Annotated in this window: 17 protein-coding genes; 2 read left to right on the top strand and 15 right to left on the bottom strand. The window is 64.9% G+C overall.

Annotation, left to right across the window (positions count from 1 at the left end):
- Positions 1-28: 28 nt before the first annotated feature.
- A complete protein-coding gene (locus tag AC0L3C_RS27500; RefSeq protein ID WP_473284619.1) occupies positions 29-1,411 on the bottom strand; it encodes an ethanolamine ammonia-lyase subunit EutB in 1,383 nt (460 codons plus the stop codon).
- Between the two features lie 220 nt (positions 1,412-1,631).
- Between AC0L3C_RS27500 and AC0L3C_RS27495 the strand changes: the two genes are divergently transcribed.
- Both AC0L3C_RS27495 and AC0L3C_RS27490 read left to right on the top strand, forming a co-directional pair.
- Positions 1,632-3,371: a methyl-accepting chemotaxis protein gene (locus tag AC0L3C_RS27495; protein ID WP_473264033.1), complete on the top strand. Its 1,740-nt coding sequence runs from the start codon at positions 1,632-1,634 to the stop codon at positions 3,369-3,371.
- Between the two features lie 749 nt (positions 3,372-4,120).
- On the top strand, positions 4,121-6,088 hold the full coding sequence (locus tag AC0L3C_RS27490; protein WP_473409494.1) for an AI-2E family transporter: 1,968 nt from the start codon (positions 4,121-4,123) through the stop codon (positions 6,086-6,088).
- 111 nt (positions 6,089-6,199) lie between these two features.
- Here the strand turns inward: AC0L3C_RS27490 and AC0L3C_RS27485 are convergent, their stop codons facing one another.
- The 14 genes from AC0L3C_RS27485 to AC0L3C_RS27420 all read right to left on the bottom strand — a co-directional run bounded on the left by AC0L3C_RS27485 (position 6,200) and on the right by AC0L3C_RS27420 (position 25,254).
- The gene (locus AC0L3C_RS27485; RefSeq protein WP_473264035.1) at positions 6,200-6,691 is read right to left on the bottom strand and encodes a septal ring lytic transglycosylase RlpA family protein; all 492 of its coding nucleotides are present in this window, start codon (positions 6,689-6,691) and stop codon (positions 6,200-6,202) included.
- Positions 6,692-7,045: 354 nt separating this feature from the next.
- A complete protein-coding gene (locus tag AC0L3C_RS27480) occupies positions 7,046-8,275 on the bottom strand; it encodes an acyl-CoA dehydrogenase family protein (protein ID WP_473409493.1) in 1,230 nt (409 codons plus the stop codon).
- A 231-nt stretch (positions 8,276-8,506) separates the two neighbouring features.
- Entirely contained in the window at positions 8,507-9,715 is a 1,209-nt protein-coding gene (locus tag AC0L3C_RS27475; protein WP_473409492.1) for an ABC transporter substrate-binding protein, read from the bottom strand.
- A 112-nt stretch (positions 9,716-9,827) separates the two neighbouring features.
- Positions 9,828-10,403 (bottom strand): HdeD family acid-resistance protein, encoded by a 576-nt coding sequence (locus tag AC0L3C_RS27470; protein WP_473279572.1) that lies wholly within the window; start codon positions 10,401-10,403, stop codon positions 9,828-9,830.
- 127 nt (positions 10,404-10,530) lie between these two features.
- On the bottom strand, positions 10,531-12,054 hold the full coding sequence (locus AC0L3C_RS27465) for an FAD-dependent oxidoreductase (protein ID WP_473409491.1): 1,524 nt from the start codon (positions 12,052-12,054) through the stop codon (positions 10,531-10,533).
- Positions 12,055-12,083: 29 nt separating this feature from the next.
- Positions 12,084-12,710, bottom strand: a complete 627-nt coding sequence (folE, locus tag AC0L3C_RS27460; protein ID WP_018456940.1) for a GTP cyclohydrolase I FolE — start codon at positions 12,708-12,710, stop codon at positions 12,084-12,086.
- A 137-nt stretch (positions 12,711-12,847) separates the two neighbouring features.
- Complete coding sequence (locus AC0L3C_RS27455) at positions 12,848-13,738, bottom strand: alpha/beta fold hydrolase (RefSeq protein WP_473409490.1); 891 nt, start codon at positions 13,736-13,738, stop codon at positions 12,848-12,850.
- A 12-nt stretch (positions 13,739-13,750) separates the two neighbouring features.
- Positions 13,751-14,578 carry a metal-dependent phosphohydrolase gene (locus tag AC0L3C_RS27450; protein ID WP_473264040.1) on the bottom strand — a complete coding sequence of 276 codons (828 nt, stop codon included), beginning with the start codon at positions 14,576-14,578 and terminating at the stop codon, positions 13,751-13,753.
- A gap of 216 nt (positions 14,579-14,794) precedes the next feature.
- Positions 14,795-15,673, bottom strand: a complete 879-nt coding sequence (locus tag AC0L3C_RS27445) for a transglutaminase family protein (RefSeq protein WP_473264041.1) — start codon at positions 15,671-15,673, stop codon at positions 14,795-14,797.
- Positions 15,670-18,195: a circularly permuted type 2 ATP-grasp protein gene (locus tag AC0L3C_RS27440; protein ID WP_473264042.1), complete on the bottom strand. Its 2,526-nt coding sequence runs from the start codon at positions 18,193-18,195 to the stop codon at positions 15,670-15,672. The genes AC0L3C_RS27445 and AC0L3C_RS27440 overlap by 4 nt, the downstream gene beginning before the upstream one ends.
- A gap of 27 nt (positions 18,196-18,222) precedes the next feature.
- Positions 18,223-21,492 (bottom strand): transglutaminase family protein, encoded by a 3,270-nt coding sequence (locus AC0L3C_RS27435; RefSeq protein ID WP_473409489.1) that lies wholly within the window; start codon positions 21,490-21,492, stop codon positions 18,223-18,225.
- 248 nt (positions 21,493-21,740) lie between these two features.
- Positions 21,741-23,045, bottom strand: a complete 1,305-nt coding sequence (locus AC0L3C_RS27430) for a methyl-accepting chemotaxis protein (RefSeq protein WP_473279567.1) — start codon at positions 23,043-23,045, stop codon at positions 21,741-21,743.
- Positions 23,023-23,544 carry a PAS domain-containing protein gene (locus tag AC0L3C_RS27425; protein ID WP_473409488.1) on the bottom strand — a complete coding sequence of 174 codons (522 nt, stop codon included), beginning with the start codon at positions 23,542-23,544 and terminating at the stop codon, positions 23,023-23,025. Before AC0L3C_RS27425 ends, AC0L3C_RS27430 begins: the two co-directional genes overlap by 23 nt.
- A gap of 186 nt (positions 23,545-23,730) precedes the next feature.
- Positions 23,731-25,254 carry a UxaA family hydrolase gene (locus AC0L3C_RS27420; protein WP_473264047.1) on the bottom strand — a complete coding sequence of 508 codons (1,524 nt, stop codon included), beginning with the start codon at positions 25,252-25,254 and terminating at the stop codon, positions 23,731-23,733.
- Between the last annotated feature and the right edge of the window lie 71 nt (positions 25,255-25,325).

Raw genomic sequence — 25,325 nt, 5'->3', positions numbered from 1 at the left:
TTCAGGCCGCCGGGTGGCTTCGGCCGCGTCATGCGATCAGCCGGGAGGCAAAATCGGGCAGCAGGCCTGCATCGCCGGCAAGACGGAAATCGGGGCCCGCAATGCCGGACCGCACCAGCCAGTCGTCGAACTCCGGCGCGCGGCGCAGTCCGAAGACGTCGCGGACATACAGCGCGTCGTGAAAAGACGTGGACTGATAGTTCAGCATGACGTCGTCGGCGCCGGGGACACCCATGATGAAGGTGACGCCGGCGGCAGCAAGCAGCGTCAGCAGATTGTCCATGTCATCCTGGTCCGCCTCGGCGTGGTTGGTGTAGCAGATGTCGATCCCGAGCGGCAGGCCGAGCAGCTTGCCGCAAAAGTGATCCTCCAGCCCGGCCCGGATGATTTCCTTGCCGTCATAGAGATATTCCGGGCCGATGAAGCCGACCACGCTGTTAACCAGAAGGGGAGCAAAAGCGCGGGCCACCGCATAGGCGCGCGCCTCGCAGGTCTGCTGGTCGACGCCGTGATGGGCGTTCGCCGATAGCGCCGAGCCTTGCCCGGTCTCGAAATACATCACGTTCTGCCCGACCAAGCCGCGCTTCTGCGACAGCCCGGCCTCCTGCGCCTCCTTGAGAAGCGCGAGGTCGATGCCAAAACTGCGGTTGGCAGCCTCAGTGCCGGCGACCGACTGGAACACGAGGTCGACCGGCGCCCCCTGCCCGATCAGCGACAGCGTCGTGGTGACATGGGTCAGCACGCAGCCCTGCGTCGGGATCTTCAGCCGCGCGATGATCTCGTCGAGCAGCCGCAGCAATTGTCCGATCACGGCCGGGTCGTCGCTCGCCGGGTTGATGCCGATGCAGGCATCGCCGGCGCCGAGCAGGATGCCGTCGAGGATGGAGGCGGTGATGCCCTTGGCGTCGTCGAAGGGATGGTTGGGCTGGAGCCGGGTGCTCATCCGGCCCTTCAGACCGATGGTGTTGCGGAAAGCGGTGGTGATCTCGCATTTCCGCGCCGCCAGGATCAGATCCTGGTTGCGCATCAGCTTCGAGACCGCAGCCGCCATCTCCGGGGTGATGCCGCCTGCCAGCTTGCGCAAGATTTCGGGCGTCGCGGCATCCGACAGCAGCCAGTCGCGAAAGGCGCCGACCGTCAGCGAGGCCACGGGCGCGAAGGCCTTGGCGTCGTGCCTGTCGATGACGAGGCGGGTGACCTCGTCGGTCTCATAGGGGATGACGGCTTCCTGCAAGAACTGCCCGAGCGGGACGTCGGCCAGCGCCATCCGCGCGGCGATCATCTGTTCGGCACTTGCGGCGGCGATCCCGGCCAGCCGGTCGCCGGAGCGCGGCGGCGTCGCCTTGGCGAGCAGGTCGCGCAGATCCGGGAACGTGTAGGTCGTGGCGTCGATGGTGTGGCGGTAGACCAAGGGTCTCTCCGGGCTTCGTCGGCCAAAGGCCGACTCCTGGGCAATCCCAAGACTATACCTTCAGATCAAGACGCTGAAATATCTACCTTTCCTGCGACCGAGGGCGAAGGGCGCCAAACCCGGCGTTAACGCTGTGTCCATCTTCATTCTGCATAGTTTTGCAATAATTTGCACGACCGCGCTCTCCGGCCGCTCCCGGCCATTCGGGCCTCTGGAAACCATGACAACCGACCAATCTGGGAATGCCGCCGGCCTCGCCGGCCGCTTCACGCTTGCCAACAAGCTCTACGCCATCTTCGCGCTGTTCGCGCTGCTCACGGCGGCGATCGCGATGCTGTCTGACTACAACAGCCGCCGCGGCGCCGAGCTGACCACCGCGATCGAGACCGCCAACGCCGCCGCGCTGAACGTCGAGCGGGTCAACTCGCTGGTCTATGCGGTCGTGATGGAATCGCGCGGCGTCTACATGTCGACTGAACCGGCCGTGGTGAAGAAATACGGCGAGGGCCTGCTCAAGTTCAACGCCCAGATCCTCGATGTCGTGAAGCGCTGGGAGACCATCGTCAAGGCTGACGATGCCGAGCAGTTCGCCACCTTCAAGAAGCGCATCGAGCAGTTCGTCGAGTTTCGCAAGGAGCTGGTGCGCCGCGGCGTCGAGATCAATGCGGCCGCGGGCCGCGAATGGGGCGACAACGACGCCAACCGCGCCGTGCGCTCGGCGCTGAACAAGGATCTCGAGGCGCTGTCCAAGGTCTATGCCGAGCGCGCGAGGCAAATCGCGCACGAGACCGAGACCAATCGCACTCTGTCCTTCGTCCTGACCTGCCTCGCCGGCGTGGCGCTCGCACTCGTCGTGATCGGCATCGTCATCATCGCCCGCTCGATCGCACGCCCCCTCTCCGCGATAACCGCGACCATCAAGCAGGTCGCTGACGGCGCCGAGAACGTCGTGGTGCCCCACAGTCACCGCGCCGACGAGATCGGCGCACTGGCACGCGCGATCCAGATCTTCCAGGACGCGATGGGGCGCAACCGCAACCTCGCCTCCCAGGTCTCGCAGGACTCCGCCGCGCGCGAGGAGCGCGCCCGCCACATCGAGCAATCCGTCGACGCGTTTCGCGAGGCGATCGGCGCGATCATGCGCGGCCTCAGCGACAACGCCTCCGTCATGCGCGAGACGGCGCAGACCATCACCCGCGTCACCGCGGACGCGAGCAGCCGCGCCGGCACGGCGGCGAACGCCACCGAGCAGGCCTCGCACAACGTCACGGCGGTAGCAGGCGCGGCCGAGGAGCTGTCTGCGTCGGTGGTGGAGATCGGCCGGCAGGTGCGGCAATCCGCCAGCGCGGTCGAGCAGACCGGCCAGCGCACCGAGAAATCGATCGCCGAGATCGAGAGCCTGGCGGCCGCCACGCAACGTATCGACGGCGTGCTCAGCCTGATCCAGGCGATCGCCGAGCAGACCAATCTGCTCGCGCTCAATGCCACCATCGAGGCCGCGCGCGCGGGCGATGCCGGCCGCGGCTTTGCCGTCGTCGCGCACGAAGTGAAGGCACTCGCGGGGCAGACCGCAAAGGCAACCGCCGACATCAGCGAGAACGTCTCGATGATCCAGTCGTCCACCCGCAACGCAGTCGACGCCGTCCGTGAGATCGGCGGCGCGGTGCGCGAGATCAACGACGTCACCTCGGCGATCGCCGGCGCCATCGGTCAGCAGGACGCCGCCACGCGCGAGATCTCGTCCAACGCACAATCGGCGGCCCAAGGCAACGAGACCCTCGTCGCCAACATCAGCTCGCTCCGCGACGCCATCGGCGAGACCGACACTGCGGCCTCCTCGGTGCTGACGGCTGCGAGCAGCGTGACCGAGACGGCGGAGACGCTGTCGCGCGAGGTGGAGAAGTTCTTCCAGAACCTGCGCTCGGGTGCAGCGGACGGCCGCGTCGCCAAGGCGGGGTAGCAGCACGTCCATCGCCAGCAGAGCCGGCGGTGGGTCGCTCCATCAAAAAACGCGAAAACAACCCCATGCACAGTAGCCGGGGATAGCGATATCAACGGCTTGGCTCTAGTCTAAAACTATTCGTATTTTACGAAATGATATTTGACTCGTCGGGCAAAACACTGGCATGATGTCAGTGTTGGAGCTTTCCGCACTGGGCCGGCAGATCGTGAGAAGCCGAAGGCTGGCTGAAGCCGCCTCCCTGTGAACCAAAGCCGCGGAGCAGTCCGCGGCTTTTTGCGATCGCCACCATCAGGCGTTATCGGAAGCGATGCAGGAGGCAGTGATCCTTGGAAGCGGCCTAAATGCTCAGGCTTTTCGGCGGGAGCAGGCCGGAAAGATCACGCGCCGAGACGCTATCGCGAGCTGAAGCGGGGCGCCATACCGCGCTCTTGGAGCAGCGCGCGGAACTAAACCCGGCGTGGCATGTTCATTCCCAACGTGGCTTGGCGCTCCCGATTCAATGCCGCCGTTAGCGCAACATCGTTCGCTTCAGATGCTCATGGCAACAATGCGTACCCGTCGGGATCGTAGCCCCAGCCGATCGGGCCTGGTCAGTTGTGACCGGCCTCGCAAACCGGCCTGAAGCTCATGCACCGACTTCGACAGCTTGCATCATGTCAGGACTGGACGACCTTCCCAAAGATGTGCCGTCCGAACTCACTGGACCCTCAACAAACTCGCCGTCTTTCCCGGCCTAGCGAGGAGCTGTGATCAGGCAGCCATTCAAAGCACGAACACCGGAAGAACTGATTTCGCTGTTGAGCGCCGTGGCGATGGCTATTCTCGCCGCGATCATTGTCATGGTGCTCTATTACGGTCGCGAGATCATCATACCTATAGCGCTTGCCGTCTTGCTCAGCTTCGTGCTGGCACCCCTGGTTCGACTGGTTCAGCGTCTGCGCGTTCCACGCAGTTTGGCTGTGGTGAGCGTGGTCGTAATCGCCTTCGCGTTCATATTTGCGATGGGCAGCCTGCTAGCCACCCAACTCGCGGAGCTGGCCGGCGATTTGCCGCGATATCAATCCACAATCAGCGAGAAGATCCAATCCTTCCGTGAGACCACCGCCGGTCGAGGCACGCTCGAGCGGGCTTCGAGCATGTTGAAAGACCTCAGCAAGGAGCTCGACAAGCCCAAGGACGCCGCGAATTCGTTGGGAACCATAGCAGCTCCGAAAGCGGCCTCGCCGAAGCCCGTTCCTGTGGAAGTGCTTCAGCCCGATCCCGGCGCGCTGGAGAGCTTGCAAACGCTGATTTCACCCTTGCTTCATCCGCTCGCAACGACCGGGATCATCGTCATATTCGTGATCTTCATTTTGCTTCAGCGCGAGGATCTTCGTAATCGTCTGATCAGGCTGGCCGGTTCGGATGACCTGCAGCGCACCACGGCTGCCCTTGATGACGCGGCGAGCCGCCTCAGCCGGCTCTTCCTGATCCAGCTTCTCGTGAACGGGAGCTTCGGCATCGTCATCGGAATGGGTCTCTGGCTGATCGGCGTTCCAAGCGCGATCCTGTGGGGCATTCTGGCGGCAGTGCTGCGCTTCGTGCCTTACATTGGGGCAGTCATCGCCGCCGCCTTTCCTCTCGCTCTCGCGGTCGCCGTCGATCCAACCTGGACGATGCTGCTTTGGACGATCGCGCTGTTCGTGGTGGTGGAGCCCGTCGTCGGCCATGTGCTGGAGCCGATGGTCTATGGACACAGCACGGGACTGTCGCCGGTGGCCGTTGTCGCTTCTGCGACGTTCTGGACGGCGCTCTGGGGTCCGATCGGCCTCGTTCTGGCGACACCCCTTACGGTGTGTCTGGTCGTACTGGGCCGCCATGTCGAGCGCCTGGAGTTCCTGGACGTCATGTTTGGAGACCGACCAGCGCTCTCTCCGCCTGAGATATTCTATCAGCGGATGCTCGCCGGCGATCCGACCGAAGCATCGGCAAAAGCCGAGGAGTTCTTGAAGGAGCGATCTCTCAGCTCCTATTACGACGAAGTCGCGCTGCGAGGACTGCAATTGGCTCAAGCGGATGCCGAGCGCGGCGCTCTGGATCCCGACCGGCTCACCAAAATCAGGGATGCGGTCCAGGAATTCGCCAACAACATTTCAGAGCAGGATGAGCGTCCGCCTAAGGTCAACCCGACCACAGATATCGAAGCTACATCTGCCATAGAGGGCGTGGCTGAGGACGCGCCTTATGAGAGTCTGCGGGTTCTGCGCAAGGAGGACTTGCCTTCTGAATGGCAAGGCGATCATCCCGTGCTCTGCCTGGCTGGACGAAATCCGATCGACGAAGCCGCTGCGATCATGCTGGCTCAATTGACCGGTGCGCATGGCTTGCCGGCGCGAGTTGAAGCGGCGGAAGCGTTATCAACGGCGAATATCTTCCGGCTGGAGACCGCCGGGGTCGCCATTGTCTGTCTTGTCTATATGGACGCAAGTAGTCCTGCCCATATGCGTTACTCGGTGCGACGGCTTCGCCGTAAATTGCCCAAGGCTACAATCATTCTCGGTTGCTGTATGAAGGACATCGACCCAGGCGCGCTGGAAAGCCTGCGGGAAGGTGCCAAGGCGGATCTGGCTGCTGCAACTCTGGGCGGGGCTCTTAAACTCTGCATGGAGGCGACGGGTGTGGACTCCCTTGGCACAGGAGCTGAAGGCCCGGTTTCGAAGATCACGGCCGCTTAGGAGTTTGTACGCATGGACATGGCTGCCGCAGGCGCGCAGCAAACCATGATGTCATCATGGCGATAACGCCGGGACCTTCGGTCGTGCTGCGCGACCTGCTGGTGCGACGGTTCAACCAACCGGTCCGGGTGTCCAATCGCCGCCGGCAAGCGGCCGGACTTTTACATCAGGAATGACCCCGCGCTCCAGGCTCGGATCGAAATGACGCATCGTCCGCTCATTGAAGTCGATGATGCGGCCGGGCCTTAGCGGTCCCACGTCGTTTATCCTGACGATGACCTTCTTGCCGATGGCCTCGACGAGGGCGTATTTCGGCTTCACGCCAAATCGGACCCCACCGAATTTCTTTCGCAAGCTCGTCTTGATGGCAGCCGACCAGACCGAGGGGTCATAGCGCTCGCCGGAAGCCGTCTTCGGCCCGCCCTCCTCTCTGCCTGGCTTGAACGGATTGTACATGGATGCCGCGCCAACGATCGCTTCTCCGGAAGCGGCATTGTCGGCAGCGCTTGAGTGAACCCCACCAGCTTCACATCGCGCAATAGAAACGGAAACGGCAAGCGCAACCACGGCGCCGCAAACTGCGGCGCTCGATCGGAACACCATTATATCTCCTGTGATTTTCGATTGTTCGGTTCCGATGCCGCAAAGCGTATTGCGGGTCGAGCCAACCCCTGGCTCCGGAACCGTTTGTAGGAACCCCAACAGTTCCAGCACGGTGTTTCAGTTGTTGCCGTCTAAGACAGACATTGCGTCAACAGCATGACGACGACAGCGACAGCGAAAAAGTGCGACGACATGACTCTCACGGCGCCACCAATCAGGATAATCGATGCGCTCGCCTGCCTGACCGTGTTTTCATTCTCGTCGGCGTTGGTTTTCGCAGAAGCGCTCATCGCAGCGACGCTCCGGCGGGGCAGCCACTTCTTGCACAGGGAGAGAAGGAAGGAGAGATCGTCCCTAAGCCATCACCCCGCCACGCTTGATCAGCTCCTTCCCCACCGCGGCCAGATGCACCTGATCCGGTCCGTCGCCGATGCGGATGAAGCGGGCGTAGACGTAAGCACGCGCCAGGAACGTGTCCTGCGAGACGCCGGCAGCGCCGTGGATCTGGATGGCGCGGTCGATGACGCGGGCGGCCATGCTGGGCACCACGATCTTGGCGGCCGCAATCAGGTCGCGCGCGATCTTGTTGCCCTCGCGGTCCATCCTGTCGGCGGCCTGCAGCGTCAAGAGCCGCGCCTGCGCGATCTCGCAGAAGGAGTTGGCGATGTCCTCGCGCACCGAGCCTTGCTCTGCGAGCGGCTTGCCGAAGGCCGTGCGCGAGACCGCACGCTGGCACATCAACTCCAGCGCGCGCTGGGCGCAGCCGATCAGCCGCATGCAATGATGGATGCGGCCGGGGCCAAGCCTGCCTTGCGCGATCTCGAAGCCGCGGCCCTCGCCGAGCAGGATGTTCTCCGCGGGCACGCGAACGTTCTCGTAGACGATCTCGGGATGGCCGACCGGCGCGTCGTCATAGCCGTAGGTCAGCATGTCGCGCACAATGCGCACGCCGGGCGTCGCTCTCGGCACCAGGATCATGGATTGCTGGCGGTGGCGATCGGGATCGTCGGGCGCGGTCTTGCCCATCACGATCAGGATCTCGCAATCCTCGTTCATCGCGCCCGAGGTGAACCATTTGCGGCCGTTGATGACGTAGTCGCCGCCGTCGCGCCTGATCTCGCACTGGATGTTGGTGGCATCGCTGGAGGCGACCTGCGGCTCCGTCATCGAGAAGCCGGAGCGGATGCGCCCCTCCAAGAGCGGCTTCAGCCAGCGCTCCTGCTGTGCCGGCGTACCGTAGTTGGCCAGCACCTCCATGTTGCCGACGTCGGGCGCCGAGCAATTGAAGATCTCAGGCGCCCAAAGGATGCGGCCCATGATCTCCTTCACCGGCGCATATTCGAGATTGGTCAAGCCGGTGTTGTTAGGGTCTTGGCCGTGCTCGCCAGAGAGGAACAGGTTCCAGAGCCCCTGCTCCCGCGCCAGCCGCTTCAGGTCCTGAAGGACCTGCGGCGTCCGGTAGCGTGTCGCTTCCGGCTTCACCTGCTCGTAATAGAGCTCCTCGACCGGCTCGACATGCGTCCGCATGAACCGGCGGACGCGCTCCTGCAGCTCGAGCGAACGTTCGGAGTGGTGAAAATCCATGGTGTTCTCCTTTTCCTTCTCCCCTTGCGGGAGAAGGTGGCATAGGCGGCCTTCGGCCGCCGTTCCTAAGAACGCCGAAGCGGAGCTTCGGCTATGGCGCCGGATGAGGGGTCGCATCCGCGAGTTCAAATGTGGCGGAGAGAAACCCCTCACTCGGCTGCGCTTCGCGCATCCACCCTCTCCCGCGAGGGGAGAGGGTGCACTGTCTCTGCGGCCGCTTGCGCAGTCCCCTCACGTGCCGCGCAGCAGCTCGCTCGCGACGATCCAGTCGTTGCCGTTGAACTGGAGCATATAGCCGTCCTTGATCGGGCGGAAATCCTGCGGCGTGGTGTTGAGCGTGATGCCGGGCATCAGCAGCGACAGCGGCACGTTCTTCAAATTGGCCGCCTGCGCCATGATGTTCTCGCGCGTCAGATTGTCCTTGCACTGCTTCAGCAAGACCACCAATGCCTCGGCGACGGTGTAGCCGTAGAGACCCGCGACGTTGTTGACGTCGGCATTGGGCAGGCGCTTCTTCATGAAGTCGATATAGGCCGTCATCGCCGGATCGTCCTTCGGCGCCTCGACGAACGGCTTGAGCGAGCCGAGCGAGAGCACGCCCTTGCCGGCATCGAGGCCGGCCGGAACCATCACGGTGGCCTTGTTGGCGCAGCCTGAGGCGAGGAAACGCGTCGCCTGCCAGCCGACCTCATGCGCTTTCCGGATCGCCTGGGCGCAGGCACGCGGCGTCACCGAATAGATCATGAACACGTCGGCCTTGGTGTTGGCGAGCGTCAGCACCTGGGAATCGACGGTGGGGTCGGCGACCTCGAAGCTCGACGCCATCGCGATCGCCTTGTCGGCGTCGGCGCCAAGCGCTTCCTTGACGCCGCGCAGATATTCCTTGCCGGCATCGTCGTTCTGATAGAGCACCGCGAAGCGCGCGTTCGGGTTCTTGGCACGGGCATAGGCGACGTCGATGGCGGCCTCGCTGGTGTAGTTCGGCGCCCATGGCAGCGCCATCGACCAGGGCATGTTGGCGGGATCGTTCCACTTCGAGGCCGAGCTGATCAGAAACAGCTGCGGCACCTTGTTGCTGTTGAGATATTTCGCTATCGCCGAGCTCGGCGCGGTGCCCATGGTCGCGAAGATGAAGGCGACGCCGTCGCCCTCGACCAGCCGCCGCGCCGCTTCCATGGTTTTCGGCGGTGAGAAGGCGTCGTCGAGCGACAGGAGATTGAGCTTGCGGCCGTTGATCCCGCCCTTCTCGTTGACCTCGTCGAAATAGGCCGAGAGCACCCTGCCGGTGATGCCGAGCGGCGATGCGGGGCCGCTATAGGGCATGGTGTTGCCGATCTTGATCTCGGTGTCGCTGATGCCGGGACCGTAGGATTTTTGTGCGGAGACAGGCGTGGACAGGCAGGCAGCCAAGGCTGCAGCCAGGACCAAAGCGGCTTTCATGGTTTCTCCCCGGTGATGATCGCTGCGCGAGTCGGAAGGCGCGGCGTGCTGCTTTTTGCCAGCGCGCCAGATCAGCGGAGATCCGTGAGAGGGTCTTGCGTCGAGTTGCTGATCAGTGGCGCCGCTTCAGGCTGAAGCCCAGGCTCACCCACCCCGCGCCCGCCATGATCAGGTCGATGCCGAGAAACAGGCCGAGGATGTAGACGCTGTTCACCGGCCAACGTGCCAGGATCAACAGCCCCAGCAGCAGCGTGATGGCGCCCGAGAGCGCCACCCAGACCCACGGACTTTCACGCTTCATGCTGAAAGCGAGAAAGAGTCGGACGGCGCCGGAGGCGAGCAGCGATGCACCCAGGAACAGGGTCAGCAACACTGCAGCAAACAGCGGGTTCTCGAAGGTGAGAAAGCCCGCGATAACATAGAGTACGCCGAGCAAGGCCCAGATCACGAACTTGCCCCAGCTTTTCATCTGGAACGCGCCGATGATTTCGGCCGCGCCTGCGACGATCATCATGGCGCCAACCACGATCACGCTCGCCACCGTCGCCATTACAACACTGCCAAGTGCGACGAAGCCGGCGACGAGGTAGACGACTCCCAAGGCTACGATCCAGCCCCATTTGGCATGCAGGGCCGAGATCCCGGAGCCCAGGCCGGAAGGATGGGAGATATCCGAGGCACTTGTCATGACGGCCACTCCTGCATGGAAGCCCGCGAGCACAGGCCAGACTAGCGCGCGCCGCACCGGGACAACAGCCAGCACAGCAGCCCTCGCGGCCAGCAACCTTGACGCAAATCAAGACCGGATGCGCGTCTCAGCCGCGTGTCCGCTCCATCTCCAGCTCGGTCTTGAGATTGTCGAGATCCCTATAAATTGAAGCAACCGCAAGGACGCGGCCGCCCTTGCGATACTTCAGCAGGCAGTCCTTGCCGGAAATGCTGCCGTCGATCGCGATGTCGTCGAAACTCTCGGCGTGGCCGACATAGTTGATCGGCACGTCATAGTGCTGAGACCAGAAGAACGGCACGGCCTCGAAGCGCTCGCGCTTGCCGAGCATGTTGCGCGCCGCGGTCTGGCCCTGCCGCTCCGCCACGACCCAGTGCTCGACGCGGATGGTTTGCCGCGAATGCGGATCGGGCCAGCGCGCGATGTCGCCGGCCGCGAAGATACCGGCTATGCTGGTCTCCAGATATTCGCTCACGCTGACGCCGCGGTCGGCCGCAAGCCCTGCCTGCTCGGCGAGCGCGAGGCGCGGCTTGACGCCGATGCCGACCACGACCAGGTCGGCCTCGATCACGCCGCCGCTCTTCAACGTGGCGCGCGTGCCGTCCAGCTTTTCCACCGTGTCCTCGAGATGGAAGTTGACGCCGTTCTCCTCATGCAGCGCGCGCACGAAGTCGCCCATCTCGGGACCGAGCACCTTCTGCATCGGCCGTTCGTCCGGCGCGACCACGTGCACCTCGAGCTTGCGTGCCCGCAAGGAGGCCGCAACTTCGAGGCCGATGAAGCTGGCGCCGATCACCAGCGCACGCCTGGCGCTGCCGGCCGCCTTGATGATGGCGCGGCTGTCGGCGACAGAGCGCAGCGTGTGGACATGAGGCTGGTCGGCACCCGGAATCTGCAATCTGACCGGCTCGGCGCCTGTCGCGAGCAGCAGCCGGTCGAACGGCAGCCTGTCGCCGTTGCCCAGCGTCACGCTGCGCGTCTTCGCTTCGATCGCAGAGACATTCGTGTTGAGCCTGAGATCGATGCCGGCGTCCTGATAATAGTCCTCGCCCCGCAGCGACAGCCAATCCTCCGGCGCGTTGCCCGCGAGGTAGTCCTTGGAGAGATTGGGCCGGTCCACCGGCATCGCGCTGTCATTGCTGAGCATGGTGATGGCGCCGGCAAAGCCCTCGCGACGGAGCGTCTGCGCCGCCGCGAAACCCGCCGCGCCGCCGCCGATGATGACGATTTTCTCCGGCGTTGGCGCTGTCCGGTGAGACGCCGGAGGCTTCGGCACCTCGCGCTTGCGCTGAACGATGATCTTGTCCTGATCGCGCGAGACCTCCCACACCGCCAGCGCATTCAGCGCCGGCGGACGGGTCGCCTCGCCTGACCGCAATGAGAAACAGGCGTGATGCCAGGGACAGCGGATGGTGTCGCCAACCACGAGTCCTTCAGCGAGCGGACCGTGATAGTGGCTGCAGGTCGGCTCGATCGCAAAGATCTCGCCGCCGGCCTGCACCACCAGGACGTCTTCCTCGCCGACATGGCCGAGCAATTTGCCGTCCTTGAACGCGGCGAGCGTCACGCCCCGGCTCAGGTCGGGCCCGCTTGGCTTCTTGTCCTCGGTCATGGCGTTGTGCCTCCTTGAGCCGTCGCGGATCAATCGTCCGAATTGGCCAGCCCAAGCAGCTCCTGGCGTGTCAGCGCATTGTCGCGGAACACACCGAGCATGCGGCTGGTGACGAGATCGGTGCCGGGCTTGTGCGCGCCGCGCGTGGTCATGCAGTGATGCGTTGCCTTGATGATGACCCCGACGCCTTCGGGCCTCAGCACATCATTGATGGTGTTGGCGATCTGCGCGGTCATCTTCTCCTGAATCTGAAGCCGCTTGGCGTAGATGTCGACGAGACGCGCGAGCTTGGAGATGCCGACGACCCGGCCTTGCGGAATATAAGCGACCCAGGCGCGGCCGACGATCGGCGCCATGTGGTGCTCGCAATGGCTTTCGAAGCGAACGCCGCGCAGGACGATCATCTCGTCATAGCCTTCGATCTCCTCAAACGTCTTTTGCAGGATTTCGGTCGGATCCTGCGCATAGCCGGAGAAATACTCCTCGAAGGCGCGCGCGACCCGGTCCGGCGTGTCGCGCAGACCGTCGCGCGCGGGATCGTCGCCGGCCCACCGGATCATGGTCCGGATCGCCTGCTCGACCTCCGCCCTCTCGGGCCGCTCGCTCGGCGCCTGCGCGACCGCGACACGTTCCAGCCTGCGCGTTTGCGTCTTCATCGAAAACCTCCCCTGCAACGGACCGCATACAGAACGCGGCCCCACAGCTTGGACGGCTGCGATTGGAAAAGGTTCCCGGGATCAGGAAAAATCGGAAGCTGCGAGAGCGGCAAGACTGAGGGACGAGAAACCCGGCTCTATGCGGCCGCTTTCCGCACATCGAGCACGGCCTGCGCCCATTCGGCCGGCCGCTCCTGCGGCAAATTGTGGCCGGCCCCTGTAAAGACGCGCCGCTCGAAAAAGCCCTCGAATTTGCGTGCATGGTGCGCGGTGCCGGGATTGACGCCGTCGCTGTCGCCGTCGATCGCGATGGTCGGCACCCGAACCGGCGGCTGGGCGGCGAGCTTCGCCTCGATCGCGGCATAGGTGGGATCGCCCGCGACCAGCGCGTAACGATGTCGATAGGAGTGGATCACGACATCGACGAAATCAGGATTGTCGAACGAGATTGCGCTGGTCTCGAATGTCGCATCGTCGAAGGCCCATGTCGGCGACCACATCGACCAGAGCTGGCGTGCAAAACCGCGCCGGTTGCGCTCCAGCGCGCGGCGGCCGCGCTCGTTGTGGAAGAGATATTGATACCAGAGCGCCGCCTCCTCCGGTGGCGAAGCCGGCTCCATCGAACGCGCGATGTTCTGGATGTTGTAGGAATTGCCCGAGACGAGGCCGATCACGCGCTCCGGATGCAGCACCGAGACCACGCAGGCCGCGCGCCCGCCCCAGTCGTAACCGCCGACGACCGCGCGCGAGATTCCAAGCGCATCCATGAACGCCAAGAGATCGGCGCCAAGCGCCGCCTGCTCGCCGGAGCGCAACGTCGCAGCGGAACGGAATCGCGTCGGCCCGTAGCCGCGGAGCCAGGGCACCAGCACCCGCGCGCCCGCTTGCGCAATGACCGGCGCGGTCTCGGCATAGGCGTTCACGTCGTAGGGAAAGCCATGACCCATGATGCAGGGCCAACCGTCCGGCGCACCGTATTCGCGATAGGCGATGTCGAGGATATCGGTGGTGATTGTTTTTTGTTGCATTAAAAGGCGAAGCTATTTTTGCGGCCCCGACAACGTGATGTCACGCTCGGCGCGGAAGACGTTGCTGTAGAGGTTGGCGATCCACTGCCGCCCAATCTCGGTCTTGTTGAGGTAGCCGATCTCGGTCTGGATGTGCGGCGCGACGCTGTTCCAGTAGAACTGAGGATAGCGGTTCACGATGTCGGCGGGCGAATCGTAGCCGAGCTGGCGGTTCATACCGACTTCTTCGAATTCGTAGTAGAGCGCGTTGGCCTTGCGCAGATAATTGGGGTCGCCGAGCTGGCCGATGAAGTCGGCGGCGCGCAGGATCGAGGCGTCGTCGTCATAGTCCTGGCCCTGGCGGGCCGGAAAGCGGGTGCCCTCGATGGCGCGGGCGATGCGTTCCGGATCAAGCCCTGGGATATGCTGCAGGCGGCGCATGACGTACAGCTTGGACCGGTCGACATGATACATCATCAGGCTGGCATCTGATGAGCCGCGGGGCAGCGAGACCTTGGTGCCTGCCGCATCGACCACAAAACCGTCCTCGTCATCCTCCTCGAACAAGCCGCGGACATAACCGATGTCATGGGCAAGACACGCGATCAGGACGTGGACGTAATCCTCGGCCGAGAGATGAATATGAAGATACCGGCCGCTCAGGATGGAATGGCCCGCCAGCGTGACCAGCATCGTATGTTCGACATTATGATAGAGAGCGTCGCTGTTTCCGATGCATTCCATCGCGGTACGGGTCGCGCTCTCGACGATGTTTGCCGGAGAATCGCCGTACCTGCGGCGCATGAACGAACCCAGCGTTTTCTCCAGGGATTCCGCCGCCAGTCTCGGTAACGTCATCATGGATGCAGCCCCGTCTGTCGGTGGTTTTCCACGCCAATACCCGACGTCTCATTCTCGTCCTCGACGCAGGCGCCAGCATAGCCCATCTTGGCCGACTGGCCAAACCCGGGAGCGTAAACACGGAAATATGTTGCGGTTTGTGCCCCGCGATATCACGGTTGCGCTGCGGGCCCGACACACCTTGGCAGGGCGTCGCCGGCACGGCAGGGCCCGCAATCATTCCACCAGCAGCACGTCGACGGCGACGTCGAGCTTCTGCTTTGGCGAACCGACGATGATGCCGTCGACCGGTGAAACGTCGGAAAAGTCGCGGCCGACCGCGAGCACGATATGGTCGCCAGCAACCATGAGATCGTTGGTCGGATCGAAATCGACCCAGCCAAGCTCCTCCCCGCACCACAGCGACACCCAGGCGTGGGTGGCATCGGCGCCCTGCAGGCGCGGCTGGCCCGCCGGCGGAATGGTGCGAAGATATCCACTGACATACGCGGCGGGTAAGCCCAGCCCGCGCAAGCCCGCAATCATCACATGGGCAAAATCCTGACAGACGCCATGGCGCTTGACGAAGACCTCGTCGAGCGGCGTCGAAATCACCGTCGCCTTCGGGTCGTAGCGAAATTCGGCGCGGATGCGATGCATCAGATCGACCGCCCCGCCGAGGATGCCCGCGCCGGGCGCGAAGCTTTCCGCCGCATAGGCGCTGACCGGTCCCAGCACCGGCACCAGCGGGCTCGCAAAGACATAGCCGACCGGCGAGGACGGCCCGAGGCTCGTCGCCTCGAAGGCGATGTCGCGAATGCTCTCCCAGCCCGGACTGGCAGCGGCGCGCGCCGGCGGCTGGCGCGACACCTTCACGCGAGAGCGGGAATCGATGCGCAGAGTGCGATGCGCGGCCTCGATCACGACACTCTCGGTCAGGGTGCCGAAGAAATCGCGCCGGACGCTACGCTCCGCGGCGCGCGGACGAATCTCGACCTTGTGCGAGATCAGCTCCTGGCCATGGCCGCTCCTCGGCTCCAGCCGCAGCGTGCAGCGGGCGAAGCTGACCGGGCTCTCGTATTCGTAGGTGGTGAGGTGACGGATATCGTAAATCACGCCAACCCCGTCAGCTTTTCCGGCCGGCTCGCATTGGGACCGTGCGGGAAGTAGTGCTGCCCGACCGCCTCGGCGAGGCTGAGCAGATCCTGCTCCAGGGCGAACAGCGTCTTGACCTCGAGCTTCTCGGCCTCCGCGGTCGCGAGCATCGCCTGCATCGCGACCGCAAGCCGCTGCGGCTTCTCGATCAGGCCGTGCTCCTTCAGGCTCGGCAGCGCGGCGATATGCTCGTTCAGCGCCGTCACCTGGAACGCCACCGAGCGCGGATTGTAGCTGTCGAGCACGGCGAGGTCGCGCACCGGCGCCAGGATCGGCGCCAGCAGATAACGCGAGCGGTACGTGATCTGGCAATCCACCAGCGTCAGCAGAATATCGAGATCCTCGTCGCCGGCCTCGTCATAGGCAAACTGCCGGGCAAAACGCGTGGTGTTGATGGCGCGCTCGGTGCGCCGACCGATATCGAGGAAGCGCCAGCCGGCCGCACGGTTCATGTTCTCATGCGCAAGGCCGGCAAAGCTCGCGAGCTCCTGCAAAGTCAGCTCGGCCGCGCTCAGCACGCTGTCGTCGTCCTCGACCTCGACGGCAAGACGCTCGGCCATCTCGGTGATGACTTGCCAGGCATCGGGCGACAGCCGCTCGCGCAAGGAGGTCGCCGTGCGCTGGGCCGCGCGGACCAGCGACAGTGCCGAGCCGAAACGCTCCGGGCTCTGCAGTGCTTCGGCGACGATGCGGCCGGGCGCCGCGCGCGAGGTCTGTGAAATCGCGCCCCAGGTCACCAGCAGGCGCTGGATACGCTCCGCCGATTGCAGCGAGGCCGCGGTGCCCTTGTTGGGCCCGCTCGGCGAGCCCAGCGCCCGCACCAGCCGCAACGTCGCCTCGGCGCGTTCGAGATAGCGGCCGAGCCAGAACAGATTGTCAGCCGCGCGGCTCGGCAGCACGCCGGCGATACGGCGGATGCGCACCTTGTCGGTGGCGGGCAGCAGCGTCGCGGTCGAGACCTGCTTGTCCGAGACCACCCAGACGTCGGCGGAACGCGCGCCGTCGCCCATCGACACCGCACGCGCATCGGGCTGCTCAGCGATCCGGCAGAAGCCGCCGGGCATGATGGCCCAGCCGTCGGGCGTCGCGGCTGCGAACACGCGCAGCACGAAGGGACGCGGCGTGATCTGCCCCTGCTCCCACACCGGCATGGTCGAGAGCCGCACCACCTCCTGGCCGACATAGTCCATGCCGCGCGCGGCGATGGCGTCGCTCAGGCGCCGGCGCCCGGCGGCGTCGAGCTCGCTCGCGAGCACGGGACCGTTGCTGTCGAAACCGGGAACGCCGCGCCGATAGGCGCCTTCGATCGCGACCTCGTCGAGCCGCGACAACACCTCGTCGCGCGCCGAGCGCTGGCCGCACCACCAGGTCGCGATGTGCGGCATCTTCAGCTCTTCGCCGAGCAGGCGACGGCTGAGCGCCGGCAGGAAGCCGAGCATCGCCCGCGCCTCCAGCACGCCCGAGCCCGGCATGTTGGCGACGACGACGCCGTCCTTGCGCAGCACGTCGATCAGGCCGGGGACCCCCAGCCGCGAGGAGGCATCGAGCTCGAGCGGATCGAGCGAATTGGAATCGACACGGCGCAGCAGCACGTCGAGGCGCTTGAGCCCCGCAACCGTGCGGATGTGGATATGGTTGTCACTGACGGCGAGATCGTCGCCCTCGACCAGCAGGAAGCCGAGATAGCGCGCCAGCGTCGCGTGCTCGAAATAGGTCTCGCTGAAGCTGCCCGGCGTGAGCACGCCGATCCGCGGCTCGTCGCGGTCGGCGCGCGCACGAAGGCTGTCGCGAAACGCCTCGAAGAACGGCGCGACACGCGGCACGTTCATCGACTTGTAGAGATCGGAGAAGGCGCGCGAGAGCACCAGGCGGTTCTCCAGCGCATAGCCCGCACCCGACGGTGCCTGCGTGCGGTCGCCGAGTACCCACCAGCGGCCGTCGGGCCCGCGGCCCACATCGGCGGCATAGAGCGAGAGATAGCGCCCTCCCGGCGGCGGCACGCCGCAGACGGGACGGAGATATTCGGGGCTGCCGGCGATCGCGGCCGCCGGCAGCGCGCCTTCGGCGACGAGGCGGCCCTCGCCATAAATGTCGCGCAGCACGAGCTCGAGCAGCTCGGCGCGCTGGGTGATGCCGTCGGACAGCTGCTTCCAGTCGGCCTCGTCGATCAGCAGCGGCAGATGGCTGATCGACCAGGGCCGGTCGGCGCTCTCGCCGGGCGCGCGATAGGTGACGCCGGCCTCGCGGAGATGACGGTCCGCCATGCCAAACCGCCGCTCGACCTCGTCGGGCGCGAGCGCGCCGAAAGCATCGAAGAAGCGGCTCCAGACCGCGCGGGGCTTGCCGTCCGGGCCGAGAAACTCGTCGGGGATGCCAGGCAGGCGCCTATAGTCGCGGACCCATTGCGCGAAACGGCGCTGGCCGTCACGTTGACCTTGCGCCTGACCCGCCTTGTCGTCCTCTTCGGCTGCGCCCTCGGCCATGCGCCTCTCCCTGCCCCCGCATCATACTCATTGCAGGAGCGGGGACCGCAAGTCGAGGGTCAGCGGAAACTCATTTGTGCGTTCCTCGGGCGGCGGCTGCATCGGGCCCGGCGTATGGCCGTGGTCCTGGAATCGCGCCAGCCGCCGCGCCTCGGCCTCGTAGGTGTTGACCGGCTTGGTGTCGTAGCTGCGGCCGCCGGGATGGGCGACGTGATAGACGCAGCCGCCGAGCGAGCGGCCGTTCCAGGTGTCAATAAGATCGAATGTCAGGGGCGCGTGAACGGGAATGGTCGGGTGCAGGCCGGAGGCCGGCTGCCAGGCCTTGAAGCGGACGCCGGCCACGGCCTCGCCGGAGCGGCCGGTGGCGGTCATCGGCAGGCGGCGGCCGTTGCAGGTGACGATATGGCGGCCCTCGACGAAGCCTTCCACCTTGACCTGGAGCCGCTCGACCGATGAGTCGACATAGCGCACGGTGCCGCCGGCCGAGCCCTCCTCGCCGAGCACGTGCCAGGGCTCCAGCGCCTGCCGCAGCTCCAGCGTGACGCCGCCATGATGGATGCGGCCGAAGGCGGGGAAGCGGAATTCGAGCTGGGCCAGATACCATTCAGGCTCGAACGGATAGCCGGACTGCTTCAACTCGGTCAGCACTTCGAGGAAATCTTCCCAGATGAAGTGCGGCAGCATGAAGCGGTCGTGCAGCGCGGTGCCCCAGCGCACGAACTTGCCTTGTTGCGGCTCACGCCAGAATTTTGCGATCAGCGCGCGGATCAGCAGCTGCTGCGCTAGCGACATGCGCGGATCCGGCGGCATTTCGAGCGCGCGAAATTCGACCAGGCCGAGGCGCCCGGTCGTGCCGTCCGGTGAATAGAGCTTGTCGATGCAAATCTCGGCGCGATGGGTGTTGCCGGTGATGTCGACGAGGAGATGCCGGAACAAGCGATCCACCAGCCACAGCGGCGCCTGAGTGCCCGGCGGCGGCACGTGCGTGAGCGCCACCTCGAGCTCGTAAATGCTGTCGTGGCGGGCTTCGTCGATGCGCGGTGCCTGGCTGGTCGGGCCGATGAACAGGCCGGAGAAGAAATAGGACAGCGACGGATGACGCTGCCAGTGCAGGACCAGGCTCTTCAACAGATCAGGCCGGCGCAGGAACGGCGAGTCCTGCGGGCTCGATCCGCCGACCACGACGTGATTGCCGCCGCCGGTGCCGGTGTGGCGGCCGTCGACCAGGAAGCGATTGGCGCCGAGGCGCGTTTTGCCGGCATCCTCATAGAGCCCGGCGGTGATCTCGACCGCCTCGCGCCAGTTCTTGGCCGGCTGGACGTTGACCTCGATCACGCCGGGATCGGGCGTCACCTTGATGACGTCGACACGCGGATCGAACGGCGGCGGATAACCCTCGACATGGACCTGGAGCTGCATCTCCTCGGCCGTCGCTTCGAGCGCCGCGATCATCTCGAGATAATCCTCGATCTGCTCGACCGGCGGCATGAAGGCGCAGAGCACGCCGTCGCGGACCTCGACCGACATCGCGGTGCGAACCGGCACGGAGGTGTTGAGCTCTTCGGGCTCGAGCCGCTCCGGCGAGTCCGGACGCGCCGGAAGGCTGAACACGGGCAGCTTGCCGCGGGCCTCCATCGGATCCCGCTCGACGATGTAGGGATATTGATCGGGCGGGACATAGCCGAGCGAGTCCAGCGGCAGGCGCAGGCCGAGCGGCGAATCCCCCGGCATCAGGAACAGATGACTGCGCCGGAGCTGCCAGCGCTCGCTGCGCCAGCGTGGCGCCGCATTCCAGCGCTGCACGGGCAGCACGAAGCCGCGAGGATTGTTGAGCCCCTGCTCGAACACCCGCGCCATTCGCGCGCGGGCCTCCGGATCGGACAATTTGGAATCGGACGGATCGACGTTGACGGGAAGCTCGGCTTCCTTCTGCAGCCAGTACGCGGTGTCCTCAAAGGCCGGCATGATGTAGCCGGGATCGAGCCCGAGCCGCAGCGCCGTGCCCTCCACGAACGCCTTGACGTCCTTGGCCTGCGCCGGCCGCGGATTTTCGATGCTGGCAATGAGGTCGGCATTCTTCCAGATCGGCACGCCGTCCTTGCGCCAGTACAGTCCAAACGCCCAGCGCGGCAGGCTTTCGCCGGGATACCATTTGCCTTGCCCGAAGTGCAGCAGGCCCCCGGGTCCGAAACGCGCGCGCAGGCGGCGGATCAGATCGTCGGCGAGCCCGCGCTTGGTCGGACCGACCGCGTCCGTGTTCCACTCGGCGCCTTCGAGATCATCGACGGAGACGAAGGTCGGCTCGCCGCCCATGGTCAGACGGACGTCCTGCGCTGCAAGATCGCCGTCGACCTGCTCGCCGAGATCGTTGAGCCGTATCCAGGATTCGTCCGAAAACGGCTTTGTGATGCGCGGCGCCTCGCGAATGCGCTTGACGCTCATGTCGAAGGCGAATTCGACCTCGGCGAAGCCGGCGCCGCCGGAGATGGGCGCGGCCGAGCGGTAGTGCGGCGTCGCCGCGACCGGGATGTGGCCCTCGCCCGCCAGCATGCCCGAGGTCGCGTCGAAGCCGATCCAGCCCGCGCCCGGCAGGTAGACCTCGGCCCAGGCGTGGAGATCGGTGAAATCGTTCTCGACCTCCGGCGGCCCCTCGATCGGATCGATGTCGGGACGGACCTGGATCAAATAGCCGGAGACGAAACGGGCGGCGAGACCGAGGTGACGGAAGGTCTGAATCAGAAGCCAGGCAGAGTCACGGCATGAGCCGGCCGCGGAGGAGAGCGTCTCCTCCGGCGTCTGCACGCCCGCCTCCATGCGGATGACGTAGCCGATCCTTTTCTGCAGCTCCCTGTTGAGATCGACCAGGAAGTCGACGGTGTTCGGGGCTTCGGGCGGGATCGTGTCGAGATATTTCGCGAACAGCCGATCGGGCTTGACGGTCTCGAGATAAGGCGCGAGCTCCGTCTTGAGATCTTGCGTATATTCGAACGGAAAGCTGTCGGCATAGGGCTCGACGAAGAAGTCGAACGGATTGACCGTGGTCATCTGCGCCGTGAAATCGACCTCGATCTTGAGCTCGGTCGTCTTCTCCGGGAAGACGTAGCGCGCGATCCAATTGCCCAGCGGATCCTGCTGCCAGTTCACGAAATGATTGGCTGGAGTGACCTTGAGCGAATAACTCAGGATCGGCGTGCGGGTATGCGGCGCCGGCCGCAGACGGATGGTCTGCGGGCCGAGATCGATCGGACGGTCGTATTTGTAGTGCGTGACGTGGTGTAATGCGACGTAGATCGACACGGGGTGCGGTACTCCAGCAGCTTTTTTGAGCAGAACACCGCTGGTGACCTCGATCAAGCACTAACAACGGGCAAACGGTGCCTACGAAGTATCCCCGTTGTCCACGGAGCAATCGCAGCGTCATTGCCGGGCTCGTCCCGGCCATCCACGACCTTCACGGTCCCCAAGAACGTGGATGCCCGGGACGTCTAGCGCGAAGACGCGCTTCGCGCTTCTGCCCGGGCATGACGACCTCATGCGGGGCAACGTTACGCCGCTGACGTCAGCCGTTGCAGGAACTGCGTCACCTCGCGCCGGAGCGTCTCGACCTCGCCATGGACGCGTTCGGAGGCGCTGTTGACGCGGCTCGCCACACGGCCGGTGTCGGCGGCGGCTTCGCTGATGCCTGTCACGTTGGAGGACATTTGCGAGGTGCCGGCCGAGGCTTCCTGGACGTTGCGGGCGATCTCCCGGGTGGCGAGACCCTGCTGTTCTATCGAGGCCGCGATCGAGGCGGTGATGCCGTTGATCTCGGTGATGGTCTGCGCGATCGCCTCGACGGCGGCGACCGAATTGGTGGTCGATTGCTGCATCTCGCCGACCTTGGCGCTGATCTCCTCGGTCGCCTTCGCGGTCTGGTTGGCGAGGCTCTTGACCTCGGATGCGACCACGGCGAAGCCCCGGCCGGCCTCGCCTGCCCGCGCGGCCTCGATGGTGGCGTTGAGCGCCAGGAGATTGGTCTGCTCGGCGATCTCGCTGATCAGCTTGACCACGTCGCCGATCCGCATCGCCGCATCCGCGAGCGTGCGGATCTCGCTGCCGGCACGATTGGCTTCGTTCACCGCCCGCCCCGTGCTCGCGGTCGAGCCCGCGACCTGGCGGCTGATCTCGGCGATCGATGACGCGAGCTGCTCCGCGGCGCTCGCGACGGTGGCGACGTTGCGCGAGGCCTGGTCGGACGCACTGAGCACGCCGGAGGTCTGCCGGCTGGTCTTCTCGGCCGCGGCCGCCATCTGGCCGGCGTCGGATTCAAGATCAGTTGCCGCGCCCATCAGCGTGCCCGCGACCTGGTCGAGATGCGTGCCGAACTGCTTTGCGAGGTCCGCGATTTCGACCACGCGGCGGCCGAGGCTGTCGGTGCCGGAATTGATGACCGTGGCCGAACGGCGGAACGAGCCGGGTAGTCCGCGTGCGAGGATCTTGCGGAAATATTTACCGCGGCTCGCATAGTCCATCGACGCCGAAGCTTCCCGCAAATAGGCATCGGTGATGTCGAGCATGTCGTTGACCGACTTCTGAATGGCGCCGATGCGTCCGGCCTGGCGGATGCTGAGGATCCGCGCCTCGAGGTCGCCACGTGCGGCCTTGCGGCACACGTCTGCCGCCTCGTCGACGGCCACCGCCGTGCGATGCTGGCACCAGACGGCATAGGCGAGCAGCGCGACCGTAACGCCTAACAACGCCGCGCCGGAAATTCCGGTTGCCCCAGTCAGCGAGAGCACGAACGCAACGACGGCAAGAACGGATGCGAGCGCGGTCGCTCCCTGCGCCTTAGAGAGAGAGCACAAATTCATCGTAACCGACACCCTGTTGGTTGAGCAGCCCGACCATCGCCTCGAAGCTCGCATGCATGCCGTCCTTGGCATTGGCATGCCGCGCCTCTTCCGCGCACAGCGCCTTGTAGATCGGCTTGATACGCTCGATCTGCGCGGGATCGGGCTTGCGACGGTTGGAGTGATAGCCGACGATATTGCCACGCTCGTCGAATGTCGGCGTGACGTGGGCGAACACCCAGTAATGGCTGCCGTCCTTCGCGAGGTTGACGACGTAGGCGAAGATCTCCTGCCTGGACTGAAGCGTGTCCCACAGCAGCTTGAAGACGGAGCGTGGCATCTCGGGGTGGCGGATCAGGCTGTGGGGCGCACCCATCAGCTCCTGCCAGGAGTACTTCGCCATGCGGATGAAGACATCATTGGCGTAGGTGATGCGGCCCTTGAGATCGGTCTTCGACACGATCAGCTCCTCCTCACCGAGGAGATTTTCCACGCCGGTCGGCCGTATCGTACGCGTCATCGTTGACGAATCCTCACGAAGGGCGAACGCCCCGAATGAGTGGAGCTCGCATCCTCCCAGGGATTACGGCAGAAGATGTTAATCAGGTGTGACCGCGGGAACCCCCGCGATCGCTTGACGGCTCCGTATCATTACTTAGGAGCGTCGCTTGCAGTGCGGTGCTACCGCCGACGCGCAACGACGGGATTACATCGTCGCGCCCAGCACCCACGGCGCGAACTCGGCGCCGCCGAAATCAAAACTCTCGCTCTTGGTTGGCTGTCCGGACGCGGTCTTGAGGATGAGATCGAAAATGCGCTGGCCGCACTGCTGGACGCTCTCCTCGCCTTCGAGGATGGTGCCGCAATTGACGTCCATGTCCTCTTCCATGCGCTTGTACATGGGCGTGTTGGTGGCGAGCTTGATCGAGGGCGCCGGCTTGCAGCCGAACACGCTGCCGCGGCCCGTGGTGAAGCAGACCAGATTGGCGCCGCCGGCGACCTGCCCGGTCGCGGCAACCGGATCGTAGCCGGGCGTGTCCATGAAGACGAAACCCTTCTTGGTGATGGGTTCGGCGTAGCGCAGCACCTCGACGAGGTTGGTGGTGCCGGCCTTCGCCATCGCGCCGAGCGACTTCTCCAAAATGGTGGTGAGACCGCCGGCCTTGTTGCCCGGGCTCGGATTGGCGTTCATCTCGGCGCCTTCGCGCGTCGTGTACTCGTCCCACCAGCGCATGAGATCGACCAGCTTCTCGCCGACCTCGCGGCTGACGGCGCGGCGCGTGAGCAGATGCTCCGCGCCATAGGTCTCCGGCGTCTCCGAAAGGATCACGGTGCCGCCGTGACGTACGATGAGATCGCTGGCCGCGCCGAGCGCTGGGTTGGCGGAGACACCCGAATAGCCATCCGAGCCGCCGCACTGCAGAGCCACGGTGAGCTCGCTCACCGGCACGGACTCGCGCTTGACCTTGTTCGACTCCGCGAGTGCCTCGCGCACGAAGGCGATGCCCGCCTCCACCGTCTTGCGGGTGCCGCCGACCTCCTGGATGTCCATCGCGCGCAGACGTCCTGCGAGCTTCTGCTCCTCCATCAGGCCGCCGATCTGGTTTACCTCGCAGCCAAGGCCGAGCACGATGACGTGCGAGAAGTTCACGTGCCGCGCATAGCCGCCGAGCGTGCGGCGGAGCAGCGCTAAGGGCTCGTTCTGCGTCATGCCGCAGCCGGTCTTGTGAGTCAGCGCGACCACGCCGTCGACATTGGGGAAGTCGGCCAGCGGATTGTCGCCGGTGAACGGATTCTTCTTGAAGACGTCCGCGACGAGGCTTGCGACATGCGCGCTGCAATTCACCGATGTGAGGATGCCGATATAGTTGCGCGTGGCGACGCGGCCGTCCGGGCGGCGAATGCCTTCGAAGCTCGCCGGCAGATCGAAATTCGGCGTCGGCTTGACGTCGGCGCAATAGGCATAGTCCTTGGCGAAATCGCCCATGCCGCAGTTCTGCACGTGCACGTGCTGGCCCGGCGCGATCGGCGTGGTCGCAAAGCCGATGATCTGGCCATAGCGTATCACCGGCTCACCGACTGCGATCGGCTTGATCGCGACCTTGTGGCCGGAAGGAATGCGCTCGACCGTCGTCACGCCGTCGGCCACCAATGTTCCCGGCGGCAAGCTCGCGCGCGCGATCAGCACGCCATCATCGGGATGCAGGCGAATGACGGGGCTGATGGTCATGGGAGGTCTCCTATATCGAAACTATCGGCCCCGGACGCAGCGCAGCGTGAAACGGTGCGCTGCTGAGCCGG

Source organism: Bradyrhizobium sp. WSM4872 (assembly GCF_055811715.1).
This window is presented reverse-complemented; position numbering and strand designations above follow the sequence as displayed.